Source organism: Streptomyces sp. NRRL S-455, from assembly GCF_000717875.1.
GTDB lineage: Bacteria > Actinomycetota > Actinomycetes > Streptomycetales > Streptomycetaceae > Streptomyces.
This window is the reverse complement of the sequence record NZ_JOCT01000036.1, coordinates 31,489-50,182: the sequence shown is the minus strand read 5'-3', so window position 1 is coordinate 50,182 and position 18,694 is coordinate 31,489. Positions and strand designations below refer to the sequence as shown.

The 18,694-nt window shown below is 70.8% G+C and carries 17 protein-coding genes and 2 pseudogenes; 8 read left to right on the top strand and 11 right to left on the bottom strand.

Features of this window, described 5'->3' with window-relative positions:
* Positions 1-145 precede the first annotated feature (145 nt).
* A complete protein-coding gene (locus IE97_RS0134665) occupies positions 146-1,582 on the top strand; it encodes a benzaldehyde dehydrogenase (protein ID WP_030249975.1) in 1,437 nt (478 codons plus the stop codon).
* 55 nt (positions 1,583-1,637) lie between these two features.
* Here IE97_RS0134665 and trxA read toward each other — a convergent pair whose 3' ends face one another.
* Complete coding sequence (gene trxA, locus IE97_RS0134660; RefSeq protein ID WP_030249972.1) at positions 1,638-2,024, bottom strand: thioredoxin; 387 nt, start codon at positions 2,022-2,024, stop codon at positions 1,638-1,640.
* A gap of 118 nt (positions 2,025-2,142) precedes the next feature.
* On the opposite strand from trxA, the gene IE97_RS0134655 reads away from it, so the two are divergent.
* Complete coding sequence (locus IE97_RS0134655; RefSeq protein WP_030249968.1) at positions 2,143-3,573, top strand: dihydrolipoyl dehydrogenase family protein; 1,431 nt, start codon at positions 2,143-2,145, stop codon at positions 3,571-3,573.
* Between the two features lie 6 nt (positions 3,574-3,579).
* Here IE97_RS0134655 and IE97_RS0134650 read toward each other — a convergent pair whose 3' ends face one another.
* Together IE97_RS0134650 and IE97_RS0134645 are read right to left on the bottom strand one after the other, a co-directional pair.
* Positions 3,580-5,178 carry an ABC-F family ATP-binding cassette domain-containing protein gene (locus IE97_RS0134650; protein ID WP_030249965.1) on the bottom strand — a complete coding sequence of 533 codons (1,599 nt, stop codon included), beginning with the start codon at positions 5,176-5,178 and terminating at the stop codon, positions 3,580-3,582.
* Between the two features lie 156 nt (positions 5,179-5,334).
* A complete protein-coding gene (locus IE97_RS0134645) occupies positions 5,335-5,979 on the bottom strand; it encodes a peptide deformylase (RefSeq protein ID WP_030249961.1) in 645 nt (214 codons plus the stop codon).
* 133 nt (positions 5,980-6,112) lie between these two features.
* Here IE97_RS0134645 and IE97_RS0134640 point away from each other — a divergent pair, with 133 nt between their 5' ends.
* Complete coding sequence (locus IE97_RS0134640; RefSeq protein ID WP_030249958.1) at positions 6,113-7,522, top strand: PepSY-associated TM helix domain-containing protein; 1,410 nt, start codon at positions 6,113-6,115, stop codon at positions 7,520-7,522.
* A gap of 80 nt (positions 7,523-7,602) precedes the next feature.
* Here the strand turns inward: IE97_RS0134640 and IE97_RS0134635 are convergent, their stop codons facing one another.
* Positions 7,603-7,962, bottom strand: a complete 360-nt coding sequence (locus IE97_RS0134635) for a tetratricopeptide repeat protein (protein WP_030249955.1) — start codon at positions 7,960-7,962, stop codon at positions 7,603-7,605.
* Between the two features lie 171 nt (positions 7,963-8,133).
* On the opposite strand from IE97_RS0134635, the gene IE97_RS0134630 reads away from it, so the two are divergent.
* Positions 8,134-9,099 carry a pirin family protein gene (locus tag IE97_RS0134630; RefSeq protein ID WP_030249953.1) on the top strand — a complete coding sequence of 322 codons (966 nt, stop codon included), beginning with the start codon at positions 8,134-8,136 and terminating at the stop codon, positions 9,097-9,099.
* Between the two features lie 701 nt (positions 9,100-9,800).
* On the opposite strand, the gene IE97_RS0134625 is transcribed toward IE97_RS0134630, so the two are convergent.
* The 3 genes from IE97_RS0134625 to solA form a co-directional block, all read right to left on the bottom strand.
* Entirely contained in the window at positions 9,801-10,022 is a 222-nt protein-coding gene (locus IE97_RS0134625; protein WP_030249950.1) for a hypothetical protein, read from the bottom strand.
* Between the two features lie 32 nt (positions 10,023-10,054).
* Positions 10,055-10,348 (bottom strand): hypothetical protein, encoded by a 294-nt coding sequence (locus tag IE97_RS0134620; RefSeq protein WP_158708382.1) that lies wholly within the window; start codon positions 10,346-10,348, stop codon positions 10,055-10,057.
* A gap of 200 nt (positions 10,349-10,548) precedes the next feature.
* On the bottom strand, positions 10,549-11,688 hold the full coding sequence (gene solA / locus IE97_RS0134615) for an N-methyl-L-tryptophan oxidase (protein WP_030249943.1): 1,140 nt from the start codon (positions 11,686-11,688) through the stop codon (positions 10,549-10,551).
* A 437-nt stretch (positions 11,689-12,125) separates the two neighbouring features.
* Here solA and IE97_RS0134610 point away from each other — a divergent pair, with 437 nt between their 5' ends.
* Entirely contained in the window at positions 12,126-13,214 is a 1,089-nt protein-coding gene (locus IE97_RS0134610; protein WP_030249941.1) for a homoserine dehydrogenase, read from the top strand.
* On the top strand, positions 13,207-14,637 hold the full coding sequence (locus IE97_RS0134605; RefSeq protein WP_078603495.1) for an aldehyde dehydrogenase family protein: 1,431 nt from the start codon (positions 13,207-13,209) through the stop codon (positions 14,635-14,637). The genes IE97_RS0134610 and IE97_RS0134605 overlap by 8 nt, the downstream gene beginning before the upstream one ends.
* A gap of 254 nt (positions 14,638-14,891) precedes the next feature.
* Here the strand turns inward: IE97_RS0134605 and IE97_RS0134600 are convergent, their stop codons facing one another.
* Positions 14,892-15,353, bottom strand: coding sequence for an Lrp/AsnC family transcriptional regulator (locus IE97_RS0134600; RefSeq protein WP_030249930.1), 462 nt, complete (start codon positions 15,351-15,353; stop codon positions 14,892-14,894).
* 226 nt (positions 15,354-15,579) lie between these two features.
* On the opposite strand from IE97_RS0134600, the gene IE97_RS0134595 reads away from it, so the two are divergent.
* On the top strand, positions 15,580-15,999 hold the full coding sequence (locus tag IE97_RS0134595; protein WP_078603494.1) for a hypothetical protein: 420 nt from the start codon (positions 15,580-15,582) through the stop codon (positions 15,997-15,999).
* Positions 16,000-16,265: 266 nt separating this feature from the next.
* Here the strand turns inward: IE97_RS0134595 and IE97_RS0134580 are convergent, their stop codons facing one another.
* The 3 genes and pseudogenes from IE97_RS0134580 to IE97_RS38915 form a co-directional block, all read right to left on the bottom strand.
* Entirely contained in the window at positions 16,266-16,682 is a 417-nt protein-coding gene (locus tag IE97_RS0134580; RefSeq protein WP_030249926.1) for a DUF6233 domain-containing protein, read from the bottom strand.
* Between the two features lie 77 nt (positions 16,683-16,759).
* Positions 16,760-16,891, bottom strand: a pseudogene (locus IE97_RS41070) (IS5/IS1182 family transposase); the annotation flags it as partial.
* A gap of 307 nt (positions 16,892-17,198) precedes the next feature.
* Positions 17,199-17,611 (bottom strand): annotated as a pseudogene (locus IE97_RS38915) (hypothetical protein).
* A 332-nt stretch (positions 17,612-17,943) separates the two neighbouring features.
* On the opposite strand from IE97_RS38915, the gene IE97_RS0134565 reads away from it, so the two are divergent.
* Positions 17,944-18,609, top strand: coding sequence for a response regulator (locus tag IE97_RS0134565; RefSeq protein WP_030249922.1), 666 nt, complete (start codon positions 17,944-17,946; stop codon positions 18,607-18,609).
* The last annotated feature ends 85 nt before the right edge of the window (positions 18,610-18,694 follow it).

The window sequence follows — 18,694 nt, the reverse complement described above, 5'->3', positions numbered from 1 at the left end:
CAACAAGTTGAGGGGCGCGTAGTGGGCGGGCCGCAGCGCACAAGGCTGCGCCCGGTCGGCGCGTCCCGCCATGTGACCGCCGAACCGGCCGCGCACGCACGGGAGTTCGCCCGTCAGCCGGTGACCGATCGATCGGAGAGCCGTCATGCCGCTGCTCGACACCCATACCTGGCAGCCCCGCACCCTGACGGGGCCCGGGTACACCGTCACCGAGCCCGCCACCGGCCAAGCCCTCGGCCCCCTCACCCTCGCCACCCCGGAGGACGTCGGAGCGGCCGCCGGCAGTGCCGCCACCGCCCAGCGGGAATGGGCGCGAGCCCCGCACTTCGCCCGCGCCGCCGTACTGCGCAAGGCCGGCGACCTGTTCACGGCGCACGCCGACGAACTGCGCGAGTGGCTCGTCCGCGAGTCCGGCTCCGTCCCCGGCAAGGCGGACTTCGAACTGCACGTCGCCGCCCAGGAGTGCTACGAGGCCGCCGCGCTCGCCTCCCGCCCGGCCGGCCAGGTCCTGCCCAGCGAGGCACCGCGCCTGTCCTACACGCGCCGCGTACCGGCCGGAGTGGTGGGCGTGATCTCCCCGTTCAACGCCCCGCTGATCCTGTCCATACGCTCCGTCGCCCCCGCCCTGGCGCTGGGCAACGCGGTCCTCCTCAAGCCCGACCCGCGCACCGCCGTCTGCGGCGGGCTGTCCCTCGCCGCGGTCTTCGCCGCCGCGGGCCTGCCGCAGGACCTGCTGCACGTGCTCCCCGGCGGCCCGGACGCCGGACAGGCCCTGGTCGCCGACCCGCGCGTGCCGGTCATCTCCTTCACCGGCTCCACCGCCGCCGGACGGGCCGTGGGCGAGGCGGCCGGCCGCCACCTCAAGCGGGCCCACCTGGAACTGGGCGGCAACTCGGCCATGATCGTGCTGGAGGACGCCGACCTCGACGCGGTGATCTCCACCGCCGCCTGGGGCTCGTTCTTCCACCAGGGCCAGATCTGCATGACCACCGGACGCCACCTGGTGCACGCGTCCCTGTACGACGAGTACGTCGAGCGGCTGGCGGCCAAGGCCGACTCGCTCGCCGTCGGCGACCCGTACCGCGACCGGGTCCACCTGGGCCCCATCATCGACTCCGGCCAGCTCGCCAAGATCGGCGGCCTCGTCGAGTCCAGCGTGGCCTCAGGGGCCAAGCTCGTTGCCGGCGGCACGTCCGACCGGCTCTTCTACCGTCCGACGGTCCTCGCCGACGTCGGCGACCACACCCCGGCGTACGCGGAGGAGGTCTTCGGCCCCGTGGCACCCGTACGCTCCTTCACCACCGCCGACGAGGCGGCGGCCCTGGCCGCGCAGAGCCCCTACGGCCTGTCCCTGGGCATCGTCACCCGGGACCCGGCCCGCGGCCTGGACCTCGCCGAGCGCATTCCCACCGGCATCGTCCACATCAACGACCAGACGGTGAACGACGAGGCCGTCGCACCCTTCGGCGGGATGGCCGCCTCCGGCACCGGCGCCCGCTTCGGCGGTGAGGCCAACCTCGAGGCCTTCACCGAGCTGCGCTGGACGACGGTACGCGGAGACGTGGCTCCGTATCCCTTCTAGGACGACATCCCTTCCAGGACGACGTGGGGGGGCCCGCACAAAAAAGGGGCCCTCGTCACTCGCTCTGCTGCGGCTGCTGGGCCTGCTGCTCGGCGATCGCCTGGCGGACCTCGTTCATGTCGAGGTCCCGGGCCTGCCCGATGACGTCCTTCAGAGCGGCCTCGGGCAGCGCGCCCGGCTGGGCGAACACGGCAACCTGGTCACGCACGATCATCAGCGTCGGGATCGACTGGATACCGAAGGCCGCGGCCAGCTCCGGCTGCGCCTCGGTGTCCACCTTGCCGAACACCAGGTCCGGGTTCTCCTCCGCCGCCTTCTCGTAGACCGGTGCGAACTGCTTGCACGGCCCGCACCAGTCGGCCCAGAAGTCGATCAGGACGAACTCGTTGTCCGTGACCGTCTCGTCGAAGTTCTCCTTGGTGAGCTCCACGGTGCTGCTCATGGCGTAAGTCCCTCTTCCTGGTGTGGGTGAAGCCGTCGGCACAACACGGCCGACCTGGTAGGTATTCCGCGCCCCTACCCGTGTGGCCAGGGCGCACACCACCCACCAGACTGACCCCATGACGGAAACGGAAACCAACACGTACGACGTCGTGGTGCTCGGGGCCGGGCCCGTGGGGGAGAACGTCGCCGACCGGGCCCGCGCCGCCGGCCTGACCACCGCGGTCGTGGAGAGCGAGCTGGTCGGCGGCGAGTGCTCGTACTGGGCGTGCATGCCCAGCAAAGCCCTGCTGCGGCCGGTCATCGCCCGGGCGGACGCCCGCCGCGTGCCGGGCCTGAGCCAGTCGGTGCAGGGCCCCCTCGACGCGTCCGCGGTCCTCGCCCACCGCGACTACTACACCTCCCACTGGAAGGACGACGGACAGGTCGGATGGCTCGACTCCATCGGCGCCGACCTGTACCGCGGCCACGGGCGGCTCACCGGCCCCCGCGCGGTGACGGTCACCGGCCCGGACGGCGTCGAACAGGCCCTGACCGCCCGGCACGCCGTGGCCGTCTGTACCGGCAGCCGCGCCGCCCTGCCCCCGCTGCCCGGGCTGGACGACGTCAAGCCGTGGACCAGCCGGGAGGCCACCAGCTCGGCGAGCGTGCCCGGCCGGCTCATCGTGGTCGGCGGTGGCGTCGTCGCCACCGAGATGGCCACCGTCTGGCAGGCCCTCGGCGCGCGGGTCACCCTGCTGGTCCGCGGGAAGGGCCTGCTCGCCCGGATGGAGCCCTTCGCCGGGGAACTGGTCGCCGAGTCGCTCACCGAGGCGGGCACGGACGTCCGCACCGGCACCTCGGTGGAGTCGGTGAACCGCGAGAACGGCACGGTCGTGGCGGTCACCGACAAGGGCGACCGCGTCGAGGCCGACGAGATCCTCTTCGCCACCGGTCGCGCCCCGCGCACCGACGACATCGGCCTGGAGACCATCGGTCTGGAGCCCGGTTCCTGGCTGCCGGTCGACGACAGCCTCCGCGTCACCGGCCACGACTGGCTGTACGCGGTCGGCGACGTCAACCACCGCGCCCTCCTCACCCACCAGGGCAAATACCAGGCCCGGATCGCGGGTGCCGCCATCGCCGCGCGGGCCACCGGCGAGACCCTCCTCGCACAGCCGTGGGGCGCCCACGCCGCGACCGCCGACCAGGCCGCCGTCCCCCAGGTCGTCTTCACCGACCCGGAGGCGGCCGCCGTGGGCCTGTCCCTGGCCGAAGCGGAACAGGCAGGGCACCGGGTACGCGCCGTCGACGTCGACCTGTCCACCGTCTCCGGGGCGGGCCTGTACGCCGACGGCTACAAGGGCCGTGCCCGGATGGTCGTCGACGTCGAGGACGAGATCCTGCGCGGTGTGACGCTCGTCGGCCCCGGTGTCGGCGAACTCATCCACTCCGCCACGATCGCCGTCGCCGGCCAGGTCCCGGTCAGCCGCCTGTGGCACGCCGTCCCCTCCTACCCGACGATCAGCGAGGTGTGGCTGCGACTGCTGGAGGCGTACCGGGACAGCTGAGCCCCGTCAGGGTCGCGCGTGCGCCGGCACCACCAGCTCCCGGTAGTCGTCGCTCCACAGATCCTCCTCCGCCTCCGGCAGAAGCAGCACCCGGTCCGGACGCAGTGCGTCGACGGCTCCCTCGTCGTGCGTGACCATGACGATCGCGCCCGGGTACGTGCCCACCGCGGCCAGGACCTCCGCCCGGGAGGCCGGGTCCAGGTTGTTGGTGGGCTCGTCGAGAAGCAGGACGTTCGCGCCCGAGTGGACCAGGCCCGCCAGGGCGAGCCGGGTCTTCTCGCCTCCGGAGAGGACGCCGACCCGCTTGGCCGTGTCGTCGCCGGAGAACAGGAACGAGCCGAGGACCTGGCGGACTTCGCCGTCGGTGAGCTGCGGGGCGACACCTGACAGGTGTTCGCGGACCGTCGACTCCGGATCCAGGGTGTCGTGTTCCTGCGCGAAGTAGCCGAGGCGCAGCCCGTGCCCGTGGACCACCCGGCCGCTCTCCGGCGTCTCCTGCCCGGCGAGAACGCGCAAAAGGGTGGTCTTACCGGCACCGTTGGGCCCGAGTACCACCAGGCGACTGCCGCGGTCGACGGCGAGGTCGACGCCGCGCAGGACGTGCCGCTCGCCGTACGACTTGGTCAGGCTCACGGCGCCGAGCGGGATCCGGCCGCAGGGCGCCGGCTCGGGCAGCCGGATCCTGGCCGTCCTCTCGGCGCGCCGGACCGGTTCGAGGTCCGCGAGCATACGGTCGGCGCGGCGCGCCATGTTCCGCGCGGCCACCGCGGTCGCCACCCGGGCCCGCATCTTGTCGGCCTGGGCGCGCAACGCCGCTGCCTTGCGCTCGGCGTTCGCCCGCTCGCGAGCCCGTCGCCGCTCGTCGGCGTCCCGCTGGGCCAGGTAGGCGTCCCAGCCGGTGTTGTGGATGTCGAGCGCGGCACGCCCCGGGTCCAGGCGGAAGACGCGGTTCACCGTGCCGGCCAGGAGGGAAGTGTCGTGACTGATCATCACCAGCCCGCCCTGATGGGCCGTGAGGAACCCGCGCAGCCAGGCGACCGCGGCCGAGTCCAGGTGGTTCGTCGGCTCGTCCAGCAGCAGCGTGCCGTGCCCGACGAACAGGATGCGGGCCAGCTCCACTCGCCGGCGCTGGCCACCCGACAGCGCGCTCAGCGGCCGGTCCATCACCCCCGAGGACAGACCGAGCCCGGCGGCGACCCGGGCGGCCTCGGCCTCGGCCGCGTAGCCGCCGCACGCCTGGAACTCGGCCTCGGCCCGCACATAGGCGTTCATCGACCGTTCCGACCCGTCGGCCATCGCGGCCTCGGCGCGACGCAGCGCCCGCACGGCGTGGTCCAGGCCGCGTGCGGACAGGATCCGGTCGCTGACGGTGACCGACTGGTCGGCCGCGCGGGAGTCCTGCGGGAGATGGCCGACGTCACCGGTGTCCGTCACGGTGCCGGCGGCGGGCCGCAGGGTACCCGCCAGGGTGTGCAACAGGGTTGTCTTTCCGGCGCCGTTGCGGCCGACCAAACCGATGCGGTCGCCGGGGGAGACGTGGAAGGAGACGCCGGACAGCAGCAGACGCGCGCCCACGCGCACGTCGACGTCACGAACAGTGATCATGAGAAAACGCTCCGAACAAGCAAGAGGACACACGGGTGGCGTGGAAGCGGGTCCTCGGCTAGGAAATTCGGGGCGTAGACATGGAAGGCACGGTAGGGGAAGGGCCGGGCCGCGCGCCTCCGGTTTTCTCGTGCCTCGAGGCGCTTCGAACGTTCCTCAGGGCAACTCGAAGCCGAGCGCCCGCGCGGCCTCCTCCGGTGTCGGCTGGGTCCAGCGCCGCGTCACCGCCTGGTTGGACGACAGTGAACGCGACTCGGCCCGGTCCAGGTACAGGACGCCGTCGAGGTGGTCGGTCTCGTGCTGCACGATCCGTGCGGGCCAGCCGCTGAACACCTCGTCCACCGCGCGCCCGTGCTCGTCCTGCCCGGTCAGCCGCACCTCGGCGGGCCGGGCCACCACCGCCTGCCAGCCCGGCACGCTCAGACAGCCCTCGAAGAACGCGGCCCGGGTGTCGCCGACGGACTCGTAGGCCGGATTGACCAGCACCCGGAACGGCTGCGGCACCCGCCCGCGTGCGAGACGTACCTCCTCCGGCACGGGGGCCGGGTCCTCGATCACCGCGATCCTGAGGGGAACACCGACCTGTGGCGCCGCCAGGCCCACCCCGGGCGCCGCGCGCATGGTCACCCGCAGGGCCTCGACGAACCGGGCCAGCAGCGTGGGCCCCAACTGCCCGTCGTAGCGCTCCGTGCCGCGCCGCAGCACCGGATCGCCGGCCGCCACGATGGGCAACGGGCCGCCAAGAGCGAGGAGTTGCTCGACCCGCTCGGCCATGGGGGCGCGTTCGCTCGGAGTTCCCATCGCGTCAGGATGACACGGCACCCTCCACCAAGGCGTGACGCACATCACACCCTCTCCGCGGGAACTCAACCCCCGGCCGGACCGACTACTGCACCGCAACGGCCAAGAAGACGTCCCCCGGAGAAGCCCGCCGATGACCACCGCTCCCTCGACCCCCACGGACGAGGTCCCGAAATCCGCCACCCCGGCACCGTCGAAGAACGGCTGGGCCCCACTGCGTCCACTGATCCTCCGCCTGCACTTCTACGCAGGAGTGCTGGTGGCGCCGTTCCTCCTCGTCGCCGCCGTCACCGGCCTGCTGTACGCCGCCTCCTTCCAGGCCGAGAAGGTCGTGTACGAGCACGAACTGACCGTCCCCGCAGGCGAGACGAAGCTGCCGATCAGCGACCAGGTGGCCGCCGCGCGCGAGGCCCACCCCGAGGGCACCGTCTCGGCCGTACGCCCCTCACCCGAGGCCGGCGCGACGACGAGGGTGCTGCTGTCCGGCGTCCCGGGCGTCGACGAGGGCCACACGCTCGCTGTCTTCGTCGACCCGTACACCGCGAAGGTGCGCGGCTCCCTCGAACAGTACGGCTCGACCGGCGCGCTGCCGCTGCGGACCTGGATCGACGAGTTCCACCGGGATCTGCACCTCGGGGAATCGGGCCGGCTGTACAGCGAGCTGGCGGCCAGCTGGCTGTGGGTGATCTCGGCCGGCGGGCTGGTGCTGTGGTTCTCCCGCCGCCGGGCGCTGCGCAAGCTTCGGGGGACCAGCGGGCGGCGCCGCACCCTCGCACTGCACGGCGGCGTCGGGGCGTGGGCGGCGGCCGGCTTTCTCTTCCTCTCGGCGACCGGCCTGACCTGGTCGGCCTACGCCGGGGCGAGCATCGACGAGTTGCGGACCTCGCTGGGCCAGGCCACCCCGTCGGTGTCGGCGTCGGCTGGGGGTGAACACGCCGGCCATGGCTCCGCCGCAGGGCAGGCGGGCGACGCCGCGCACGGTGTCGGGCTCGACAAGGTCCTGGCGGCGGCGCGGGCCGAGGGCCTCGGCGACCCGGTGGAGATCGTGCCGCCGGCCGACGCGACGTCGGCGTACGTCGTGAAGCAGGTGCAGCGCAGCTGGCCCGAGAAGCAGGACTCCGTCGCCGTCGACCCGGGCAGTGGGGAGGTGACCGACGTGCTGCGGTTCGCCGACTACCCCGTGCTCGCGAAGCTCACCCGCTGGGGCATCGACCTGCACACCGGTGTCCTGTTCGGCCTGGCCAACCAGATCGCCCTGATGCTGCTCGCGCTCTCCCTGATCCTGCTGATCGTCTGGGGCTACCGCATGTGGTGGCAGCGCGGCCGCGGCAGCGCCTTCGGCCGGCCGATCCCGCGCGGCGCCTGGCAGCAGGTACCCCCGCAGATCCTGGTACCACTGCTGGCCGGGCTCGCCGTACTCGGGTACTTCCTACCCCTGTTCGGCATCCCACTGGCGGCTTTCCTCGCTGTCGACGTCCTGTTGGGGGAGATCGCCTACCGGCGGGGGCGACGGTCGTACGGATCCGGCACAGCCGCCCGGTGACAGACCCGCGCCGACGCGCCGGTGCCCGGCTCCCCACGGGGAGCCGGGCACCGTTCGTGAGAGCGACGGCCGGCGTCGCGTCAGCGTGGCTCGAAGTCACCCGCCAGCGCCGAGGCGATCCGCAGGTGCGACTCCGCCTCCTCGTGCCGACCCTGCCGCTGCAGCGTGCGGCCCAGCATCAGCCGGGCGTAGTGCTCGACGGGGTCCCGCTCGACGATCGTCCGCAACTCCGCCTCCGCGCGCCACAACTGCGCCGAGTGGTAGTAGGAGCGCGCCAGCAGCAGCCGCGGCCCGGTCTGCTCGGGCACCTCCTCGACCAGCCCTCCCAGGACGCGCGCGGCGGCGGCGTAGTCCTTGGCGGCGAAGAACAGCTGCGCGCGCTCCCAGCGCTCCGCCGGTGTTCCGTGACCGTAGTACGTCGGCTCGTGGGTCGTGTTCACGGGTGACCTCCTTCGAGGCCGACAACCGAACCGGATGGTTCAATATTCCACTACTTGGCGGGCCGGTGCCCTCCCTCCTCGCATCGTGAACACGGGTGAGGACGAGGACGCGACCGCGCTGCCCGAATGACGCGCTGACGTGAGGCCGTCCGCCCCACTAGGTTGTGCGCCATGAGCAATCTTGAGCGCGAGGCGACTCCCGCCCTGTGCGGAGGCCGTGGCTTCGTCGTGGCGGAGCCGGTGCGTGAACTTCTCAGTCCTCGCCAGGTCAGACTGGGCGAGTCCAGCGAGGTCCGCAGGCTGCTGCCCAACCTGGGCCGCCGCATGGTCGGCGCCTGGTGCTTCGTCGACCACTACGGACCCGACGACATCGCCGACGAGCCCGGCATGCAGGTGCCGCCGCACCCCCACATGGGTCTGCAGACGGTGAGCTGGCTGCACGAGGGGGAGGTGCTGCACCGCGACTCCACCGGCAGCCTCCAGACGATCCGCCCGCGCGAACTCGGCCTGATGACCTCCGGCCGGGCGATCAGCCACTCCGAGGAGAGCCCGCGCCCGCACGCCCGTTTCCTGCACGGCGCGCAACTGTGGGTCGCCCTCCCCGACAGCCACCGCCACACCGAGCCGCGCTTCGAACACCACGCCGCCCTGCCGGTCGTCACCGCGCCCGGCCTCACGGCGACACTGATCCTCGGCGACCTCGACGGCGCCACGTCGCCGGGTACCGCCTACACCCCCATCGTCGGCGCCGACCTCGCCCTCACCCGGGACGCGGACGTACGGCTCCCCCTGGAACCGGACTTCGAGTACGCGGTCCTGTCCATGTCCGGCGAGGTCCACGTGGACGGCGTCCCCGTCCTGCCCGGCTCGATGCTCTACCTCGGCTGCGGCCGCGCCGAACTCCCGCTCCGGGCGGAGTCGGACGCGGGCCTGATGCTCCTGGGCGGCGAACCGTTCGAGGAGGAGCTGATCATGTTCTGGAACTGGATCGGGCGATCTCAGGAAGAGATCGTACAGGCCCGTCAGGACTGGATGGAAGGTTCCCGGTTCGGGGAGGTGAAGGGGTACGACGGGGCTCCGCTGCCCGCACCGGAGCTGCCGCCGGTGCCGTTGAAGCCACGGGGAAGGATGCGCTGACCTGCGGAAACGCGTCACGGTTGGTGGTCGCAGGGCGGAAGGCGGTCGGGTAATTCTCACTGTCTTCCACCTGCTTGCCGGAAGGCGTCCAAACAGCCGGCTGGCTCAGGCCGGTGCGGTTGGCGATTCCACGGTGTGGCTGTCTGTGGGCGGCTGTGGCAGGACTCTTGCTGACCTAATGCTGACTTTGCTGACGCCTCGTCAGGCTCGGGGGAGGGGGTCTTTTCCGAGGTCCGGCGCTTGCGTAGGCGTTTGCAGGTTCGGTGGTGTCCGGACCGATGCTGACCTGGCTGGCGGTCGAGTCGGGCGTTGCGGAGGGATGGCGTTGCTCACACTGCTGTCTTGTGGAGATTCCATAAGATTCCGATACCACCGCTGTCTTTCGGTAGCGCCGCTTGCGTCCGATCCGAAAGGTGCTGCGCCGGAGAGTGGCTAGCAGGTTCTTCGTCTGCTGGCGGTACAGGAGCTGAAACCGCGCTGACTTGGCAAAACGGTAGTTGGCGCAGCCTTCGGTCGGGGGCTGGTCCGGAAATGGTCCGGATCTTGCTCTGGCGGCGCCGGTTCGGGTCATGCTGCGGCTGCAGGGCGAGCGATTGGGGGCGAGCGGGACTGGACAGAGCAGATGGTCGGCTGCCCGGACGCTGGACTCTTCCGGACTCATGGGACGACGTCGGCGCCATCGGTGTCCCGTCTGCTCTTCTTCAGTCCGCTTCCAGTCGCATGACGACATCTCTGGTGACGATCGGCGCGGATGTCCCCTCGGACAGGATGTCCAGCAGATCTGGGCGGATCACGACGGCGCAGCCGCTCGTCCGTGGCCAGGGCAGGCGGTAGGCGCTCCGCTCGTACTCGGTGCGCCAGCAGATGAGTCGCAGGGCCGGACCTCGGTCGTCCTCCAGTGTCAGCGGGGCTCCGGGCCTCAAGCGGAGTGCGGTGCGGAGCCACGGGGTGGGGGTCAGTGCGAAGCCGGGAAGTCCCAGGCCTTGGGCCGCGTCTGCGGCGGCGGGCATGGCGCGGTGCGCAGAGCGGTGTCTACCGCCGTGGTCAGCGCTTGCGCATCGGCGGCGAAACGCGGGCGCTGCTCATGGACGAGGACGGGTTCCGCCTCGGCCAGCCGGCCCAGCAGGCTGCCGAAGACCGTTTCGGTGACCACCCGGGTCAGCTGATCGCCGTCGGCATCGCCGAGGTAGCAGCAGTGCTCGGCAACCAGCCATCCATCGCCGGTAGAGGGTCCAGGCGAGCCGCACATGGGCGGGCGTCGCACGGTCAGGGGCTTGGCCGCTGCCGATGATCATGACCCCGGGGCCGGGACGGGAGCCGTTGACAAGGTCAAGGGAACATCCACTGTCGTGGTGCCGAGGTCGGTGGTCAGAACCCCGCGGGTCTTTTCTGGCCGAGATCGGCCCGCAGCGGGCCGATGGTCAGGGCCGTGCCTTACCTTGTTCGAGCTCAGGCCGCGGTGCGGCCGTTTGTGGTGATGAAGTCGATCGGCTGGGAGGTGCGGCCCTCCAGGGCGAGGTCCGCGGCGATGTCTCCCATAGCGGGCGAGATCTTGAAGCCCTGGCCCGAGAAGCCGGCCAGCAGGACGATGTCGTCGCAGCCCGGCAGCGGTCCGACCAGCGGCCGGGTACTGTCGGTGTAGCCCTCCATGAACACGGACACGCGTACCGGATCGGGGTTCAGGCCGGGCAGGTGGCGCCGCACCGCCGCCGTGAAGGTCTCCAGTTCCTCCGGTGCGACGGTCCGGTTCAGCCGGTTCGGGTCGTCCACGGGCTTGTGGTGGGGCTGGGGCAGGCCGAGCTTGACGGTCAGGCCGTCCGGAGACGGGATGCCGTAAAAGGGGATGTCGCCTCGGCGGATGAAGGCGGGACGCTCCGCGTCCGCCGGGTGGTCCTCGTGGGGCAGGAACCAGGCACTGATCGCGCGGTAGACGCTCACCTCCCACGGCAGGTCGGGCAGCAGGTCACCCACCCACGGGCCGGGGGTGACGACCGCGGCGTCGAAACGCTCGGTGTCGGTGTCGGTGCGGATCTCCACGCCGCCCCCGGCGACGGGAGTGACCTCCCGCACCGGGTTGTAGCGGCGGATCCGGGCGCCCAGTTCCTCGGCGCGACGGGCCGCGGTCTGGACCGTCAGCTCGGGGCGGACGAAGCCCGCGTGACGGTCGAGGACCACAAGGTCTCCGTCGTCGACGCGGAACTGCGGGAAGCGCCTGGCCATCGCCTCGGCGTCGATCACCTCGTGGTCGAGGCCGTGCTCGGCGATGACGTCGACGACGGTACGCATCTCCGGGTGGTCGGCCGGCCCCATGACCAGGGCTCCGGTCAGCCGCCGCAGCTCCCGGCCGGTCTCCGCCTGCAGCTGCTTCCAGAGAAGGTCGGCGTGCCGGACGAGCGGCACATAGCGGCTGTCGTCGGTCTGCACGCTGCGGAAGACCCGGGTCTCACCGCCCGCGGCGCTGCGGTCGTGGCCGGGGGCGAAGCGGTCATACGCCACGACCTGGGCGCCCCGTGCCGCCAGTCGCCAGGCGGCCTGGCTGCCCACCGTGCCGGTACCGACGACGGCGACCCGTTTCCTTGCAGCTGACACAGGACTTCCCTTTCGTAACGCTGAGGGCTTACTGGCCCCCCGACGTGGAGCTGTTCGATTCAAGAGAGGCTTGGACGGGGTCGGGGGCTTGGAAACGCCGCATCGCAACCGTTGCGTCTCGGAGTTATCGACCATCAGCCATGCCGCATTGTGGAATGAGGTGCTGGAATATGGCACAGAGGTTGGCAGTGTCCCGGAGGGGAGTCAAGAGGCTGCCGGACAGAAAACTCCGAGATCAACGGCGGGAAACCGAATGGAGATGAAGCACCGATAGGGGCCGCGATCGTGTCGCCGGACGCGGGGTGAGCGAATCGTCATCACAACGGCGCAGATCGGCATGCGTCGTGGCCGTTGCGGCATGGAGCAGGTGACAGGCGGAGAAGCGAGGCTCTGAGCAGCCGCACCGTGAAGGCGGCGGACTGTGAAGGAGCGATCTCATGGGCCGATACGATCTCGCCCTCATCGGATTCGGCGGCGTAAACCGCGCGCTTGCCGAACTCATTTCCCAGAGCGGGGAGCGCCTGGCCAAGGAGCTGGGCTTCGGCCTGCGGGTGGTGGCGATCACCGACCTGCGGGCCGGTTCCCTGGTGGACACCGACGGCATCGAACTGGCGCCGCTGCTGGCCGCCGAGCCCGGGGAGCTGAGCTTCGCGGGCCTGGCCGGCGGCAGCGCGGATCCGCGCAACGAGTGGGTGATCCGCGAGGTCCCGGCCGACATCGTCGTGGAGGCGACGTTCACCAACCCCACCGACGGCGAGCCCGCCCTCTCCCATGTGCGCTGGGCCCTGCAGTCTGGCAAGCACGTGTGCACCACCAACAAGGGACCGGTCGCACTCGCCGGCCGCGCACTGAAGCAGCTGGCCGCCGAGCGTGGTGTCGGCTTCGAGTTCGAGGGCTCGGTACTCAGCGGCACCCCCATCCTGCGCACCGCCGAGCGCATGTTCGCCGGCCTGGAGATCACAGGCGTCCAGGGCATCATGAACGGCACCTCGAACTACATCCTCGGCCGCCTCGAAGAGGGCATTGAGCTCTCGGCGGCCATCGCCGAAGCCCAGAGACTCGGGTACGCCGAAGCCGATCCCACCGCGGACATCGAGGGCAACGACGTCCAGCTCAAGGTCATGATCCTGGCCAACGAGGTCCTCGGCGCCGACCTGCGCCGCGAGGACGTCTTCTGCGAGGGCATCTCCGCGATCACCCCCCACGAGGTGCGGGACGCCGCCTCGAAGGGGCTGCGCTGGAAGCTGGTCGGCTCCGCCACCCGCCACGCGGACGGCAGCGTCGAGGCCCGCGTCGCCCCGCTCACCCTGCCCGCCCAGCACCCGCTCGCCGGGATCTCCGGCCCCCTCAACGCGGTCGCCTTCACCACCGACCTCCTCGGCACCGTCACCGTCTCCGGGCCGGGCGCCGGCCGCGTCGAGACCGCCTACGCCCTGCTGTCGGACATCACCGCCATCCACCAGCGCCACGCGGACGACGACACCGCCCCCACGCGCCCCGTTCTCCAGGAGACCCACCGTGTCTGACACCGTCGCGCCCCCCGGCATCGAACCGGGCACCGGCACGAAGCCCGTGCACAACCCCTACACCGGCGAGGTCATCGCCTCGGTGCCCACCGTCGACGCAGGCGCCGTCGGCGGCATCCTGCAGCAGGCCAGGTTCGGGCGCCGCACCTCGGCCGCGCTGTCCCGCGCCTCCAGGGCAGCGGTCCTGGAACGCGCCGCCCGCCTGATCGAGCGGCGCGCCGAGTCCTTCGCCCAGCTGATCGTCAGCGAGGCCGGCAAGACCATCACCCAGGCCCGCAAGGAAGTCGCACGCGCGGTCAACACCCTGTCCCTGTCCGCGGCCGAGGCACGGCGCAACGCCGGCGAGGTCATCCCCTTCGACTCCTATGAGGGCTCGGAGAAACGGCAGGGCTGGTTCACCCGCGAACCGCTGGGCATCATCGCCGCCATCACTCCGTTCAACGACCCCCTCAACCTGGTCGCCCACAAGCTCGGACCGGCCATCGCCGGCGGCAACGCGGTCATCCTCAAACCGTCCGCGCTGACCCCTCTGTCCGCGCTGCGACTGGTCGACACCCTCATCGAGGCCGGCCTGCCCGAGGAGATCGTCACCGTCGTCAACGGCGATGCCGACATCGCCGCCGCGATCGTGGCCGCCCCCGACGTGCGCATGGTGTCCTTCACCGGCGGATTCGCCACCGGCGAGGCCATCTCCCGCACGGCCGGCCTGAAAAAGCTCGCCATGGACCTGGGCGGCAACGCCCCGGTCATCGTCATGGACGACGCCGACCTGGACGAGGCCGTGGCCTCCTGCGTCTCCGGCGCTTTCTGGGCCGCGGGCCAGAACTGCATCGGCACCCAGCGGATCCTCATCGCCCGCGAGGTCTACGAGCGCTTCCGCGACGCGTTCGTCGCCCGCACCAAGCTGCTGCGCGTCGGCGACCCCCTCGACGAGCGCACCGACGTCGGCCCCATGATCACCCAGGAGGCCGCGGCCGCCACCCGGGCCAAGGTCGACACGGCGGTGGCCGAGGGCGCGGTGCTGCTGTGCGGCAATGTCGCCACCGGCTCCCTGTACGCGCCGGCCGTCCTTGAAGACGTCCCGGCGACCTGCTCGATCTGGCAGGAGGAGGTGTTCGCCCCGGTCGTCGTGCTGCAGCCGTTCATGTCCTTCGAGGATGCCATCGAGCAGGCCAACGCCATCGACTACAGCCTCCACGCGGGCATCTTCACCTCGCGCCTGGACCGCGCCCTGAACGCGGCCCGGCTGCTGGAAGCGGGCGGAGTCATGATCAACGACTCGTCCGACTACCGCTTCGACGCCATGCCGTTCGGCGGGTTCAAGTACGGCAGCATGGGCCGCGAGGGCGTGCGCTTCGCCTTCGAGGAGATGACCCAGCCCAAGGTCGTCTGCGTCAACCACATCAGCGAACGGGTCCAATGACCGCCTTCCGTACCGAGCGCGAACCCCTGGGCAGGGGCCGACCTGCCGGAGCGTTCAGACCATGGAAGACGGATTACGAGAAAGCACCTGACCTGCAGGCCGCCCCATCAGCGGGCTCGGTGACTCCCCTGACCCCGCACATCGGCTACGCGGCCGCCGCCTGGATGCGAAAGCGGCCCTCTCGACGGGACGAACGCGGTGGACCCCGTGGCCCCAGGACGGACTGCTCGGCAGGGAACACGCCACCGCGCAGCTCACCCCGCTGCCACCGGACCCTGCTCTGCTCGCGGGCGGTTGACCACCCTGGACAGGGTGAGCGCCGTGACCGTGTCCCGTACGCCGGGCATCTGGGCGATGTCCTCCCAGATGCCCCGTATGCGTTCCAGCGAGGCCGCCTCCAGGCGCACCATGATGTCGAAGTCGCCGCTGAGGATCTCACAGATGACGACCTCAGGAATGCGTTTGAGTGCGGCCAGGACATCGCCGCCGCGCATACGGTCCTGGCGGTAGACGAGTACGAGCGCGGAGACGACATCGCCGGTGTCGCCACCGGCGCGGACGATGGTGTAGCCGGCGATGTGTCCCTCGCGCTCAAGCCGTTCGATGCGCTGGCGCACCGCGTTGCGGGACAGCAGCACTTTGCTGGCCAGTTCGGAATGCGAGATGCGGCCGTTGCGGGTCAGCTCGGCAATGATCTTCTCGTCGATGGCGTCCACAGCGGACCGTCTCCTTCGCGAATCGGGCGAGGTTGCAAACCTCCACGGCACGCGGATCGCAGGCGTGCCACAGACCGTGATGCGGCGCGGCGGCGACACCCGCCCAAACCCTGCTATTCCATGTGGGAACAGTCTCCGGTCGTTCCGGCTCGGCGGGGAGCCGGTGCTCTGGAAGGCCCGACCTTAAACGACAAGCTCACCCGCGGGCGAATACTGCAACTCTCGAATACCGACACTTCGCCAGTGCCGTCGTGACACAACTGAGGGGATCATTGGCGCCATCACCGGCACACTGCGCCGACCACAGACCCTCCTGCTCGGCCGCTACGATCAAGATGGCTCGCTCCGCCTGGTCGCCCGCAGCACCCAGCTGCATCCCGACCCGGCGCGGCACCTCGCGGCACCGCTAACCGCAGCGGTTCAAGGACATCCCTGGGAAGGCGTGCGGTTCACGACCTCGTGGGGGTCGCATACGCCGCTGGACGTCGTCCTCGTCGAGCCCCAACTGGTGGCGGAGATCGACGTGGACACCGCGCAGGACAGGGGCGCATGGCGGCACCCGGTCCGGTTCGTCCGACTGCGCGAGGACATGGCACCCGGCGACGTCGCGGCCTTCGGCGCAGGGCCCGTCCCAGCCTCGGGATGACCGCTCGGGATAAGGCGGAGGAAGGACCCTTGGTGGGCGAGGCATCGGCCGCCCGGCAGGCGGGGCAGAGAACCTGCGCCTTCGGCCCGTAGCGACGGGTGAGCCCCTGGCAGCGCGGGCAGTAGCCGACCTCCGTCGGGGCGCACCCCAAGAGAAGTGCAGCGACTGCCCGATCCGTGCTCGGGGCGATGCGTTGCGGCATCCCGTCCATGCAACCGAATGTACGTCCGGTGTCCCGTACGAGCAGGCCAGACGCGGCTGGCTCGTCATGCAAAGTCGATGCCCAGCTCGGTGTCCGGCCGACAGAACTGGCAAGCCGTGATGTTCGGGTCGGTGAGGGCAGCGCGCGCTTCATCCGCCCGGATCGCATGAGGTGTGCCTTCGATCATGGTGCAGTCGGCCATGTGGATCAGAGCGGGCTCAGGCCCGGTTGGTGTGCGCTTCTGCTGGACGACGTAACCACTCTTCGTGGACGGGGGCGAGAAGCTGGGCAACATCCCGGCCCCCTTCGGTCGGCGCTGAGGCTGCTGCTGCGGCTGACGTTCGGCGCGGGTAAGTGCGTCCCGAACAGCATCTCGCTGAAGCCGTAGATAGAGGGTGACCGTCTCGCTGTCCTCGATCTGTCGATCGAGGTGGGCCAGGATCGCTCGGAGGCGGGGCGGATCAGACGGCAGCAGGGGCATGGCGCGCACCATCCCCGTACCGGGTGAGACCGTTCATCGTGAGCTCCCCCCTCTCCGCGCAGCGGCGCTTAGAGGTCCTAACAAAGGCGTTGGACGTGGCGGTGGGTGATCAGGCAGGTGGCGAGGCCGAGAAAGGCTTCGTGGATGTCGTCGCGTCCTTCCCATCGGATGCGCAGGCGGCGGAACCCGTGCAGCCAGGCGATCGTCCTCCACGGTCGTGGTGCCCAGGTCGGCGAATCAGGCTGCCGCGGGTCTTCTGACCGGGCTCGGCCCGCAGCGGGCCGATGGTCAGGGTCATGTCTTGCCTCATTCGCTCAGGCCGCGATGCGGCCGTTTGTGGTGATGAAGTCGATCGGCTGGGAGGTGCGGCCCTGGAGGGCGAGGTCGGCGGCGATGTCGCCCATGGCGGGCGAGATCTTGAAGCCCTGGCCGGAGAATCTCGGCGAACGGTGCGCCGTACAGGTCCTCGATCCGTCCGGCAATCTCGGTGGACGTGAGGTGGCGCAAGCGGGGCTTTCAGGGTCGGCCGGCCCGGGCCGCCCCGGCACGCGGCGGCGCCAGCGCGGCGGACAGAGGCAGGGTCGCGGTGGCCTTGAGCTGCGTCATGCGGACGGGCCGGGCCTGCTGATCGGGCGGGGGCATGATGCGTAGCAATTCACCGAGGGCTGCGCGGTAGCCGTCGGCGTCGAGCGCGGCCTCCAGCCACTGCGCGTCGGAGCAGAGTTTGTCCGCCGACAGCACGCCCATGTCGCGGTCCGGGTCATGTCCGCGTACACGCGGACGCGGACGACCTGGTCCTCGGCCAAAGCCAGGAACGAACGCAGTTCCAGGACACGGACGAGGGCACCGGCGAGTCCGACGTCCAGCCAGCCCGGAGCGACACGGCCGACGGCCTCGCCGCCACCGGGGTGAGCGGCACTGTCGCCCACGGCGCCCTCGGTGGTCTACTGGCCATCGCCGCAGGCTCCCTGCTGGTGCTTCGCAGGCGCCGCAGCAGGGCTTCGCGCGGCAGACTGAACCCCACCGCGCCGACGGATCATTGGGGAGCCCCCGATGAGCCTCGGTGCGGTGCCGGAGGGGCAGGACAGGAAACAGGGACCAGACCGACCCGAAATGCCACACATCATCGTTCGGTACGCGCCACCCTGCGGTCCGTTGATAATTGAGGCGCCAACACCTGCGGCGCTCGCCGGGTCCTGACCAAGGACGACTCGCGCGTTGGCCGTCGGGGACGTCGCGGCTGACTGAGTGGGGTGGCAGGGTGATTCGGGTGCTCTTGGCCGACGACGAGGCGTTGATCCGTGCCGGGATCCGGTTCGTGCTCGATGTAGCCGATGACATCGAGATCGTGGCCGAGGCGGACACGGGTGCCGACGCCGTCGAGCTCGCTCGCAAACACCTCGTCGACGTGGCGCTGCTGGACATACGTATGCCCGGCGTCGACGGGCTGGCCGCCGCCGCGAAGATCAGAAAGGCGGCACCGCGGACGACCGTGGTCATGCTGACCACCTTCGGCGAGGAGGATTACGTCACCCGGGCGCTGCGCTGTGGCGCGGCGGGGTTTCTCCTCAAGGACACCCCGCCCGACGACCTGATCAGGGCTGTCCGGGTGGCTGCCGCCGGTGAGCCCGTCCTCTCGCCCCGGGTCACCAAACAACTGATCGAACGCTACGTCAACCGTGACGTGAGTCAGGCCGACGAGGCGCGGCGCCGGGTATCGGCTCTGACCGACCGCGAGCGCGACGTGCTGTGCCTGCTCCGTGAGGGTTACTCGAACGCGGAGATCGCTAAGGCCCTGCTGATCGGCGAAGGGACCGCCAAGTCCCACGTCAGTCGCATCCTCTCCGTCCTTGGCTGCACCAACCGGGTCCAGGCGGCCATCCTGGCGCACGACGCCGGGATCCGTCCGCCGGACAGCCGTTCCTGATCCGCCTCGTCGAGCCAATGCGCGCCTGCTGGGCGGGTGCTGTACCCAGCACACGTATCGGGCACAACGCTCCGCTTCGGGGGCC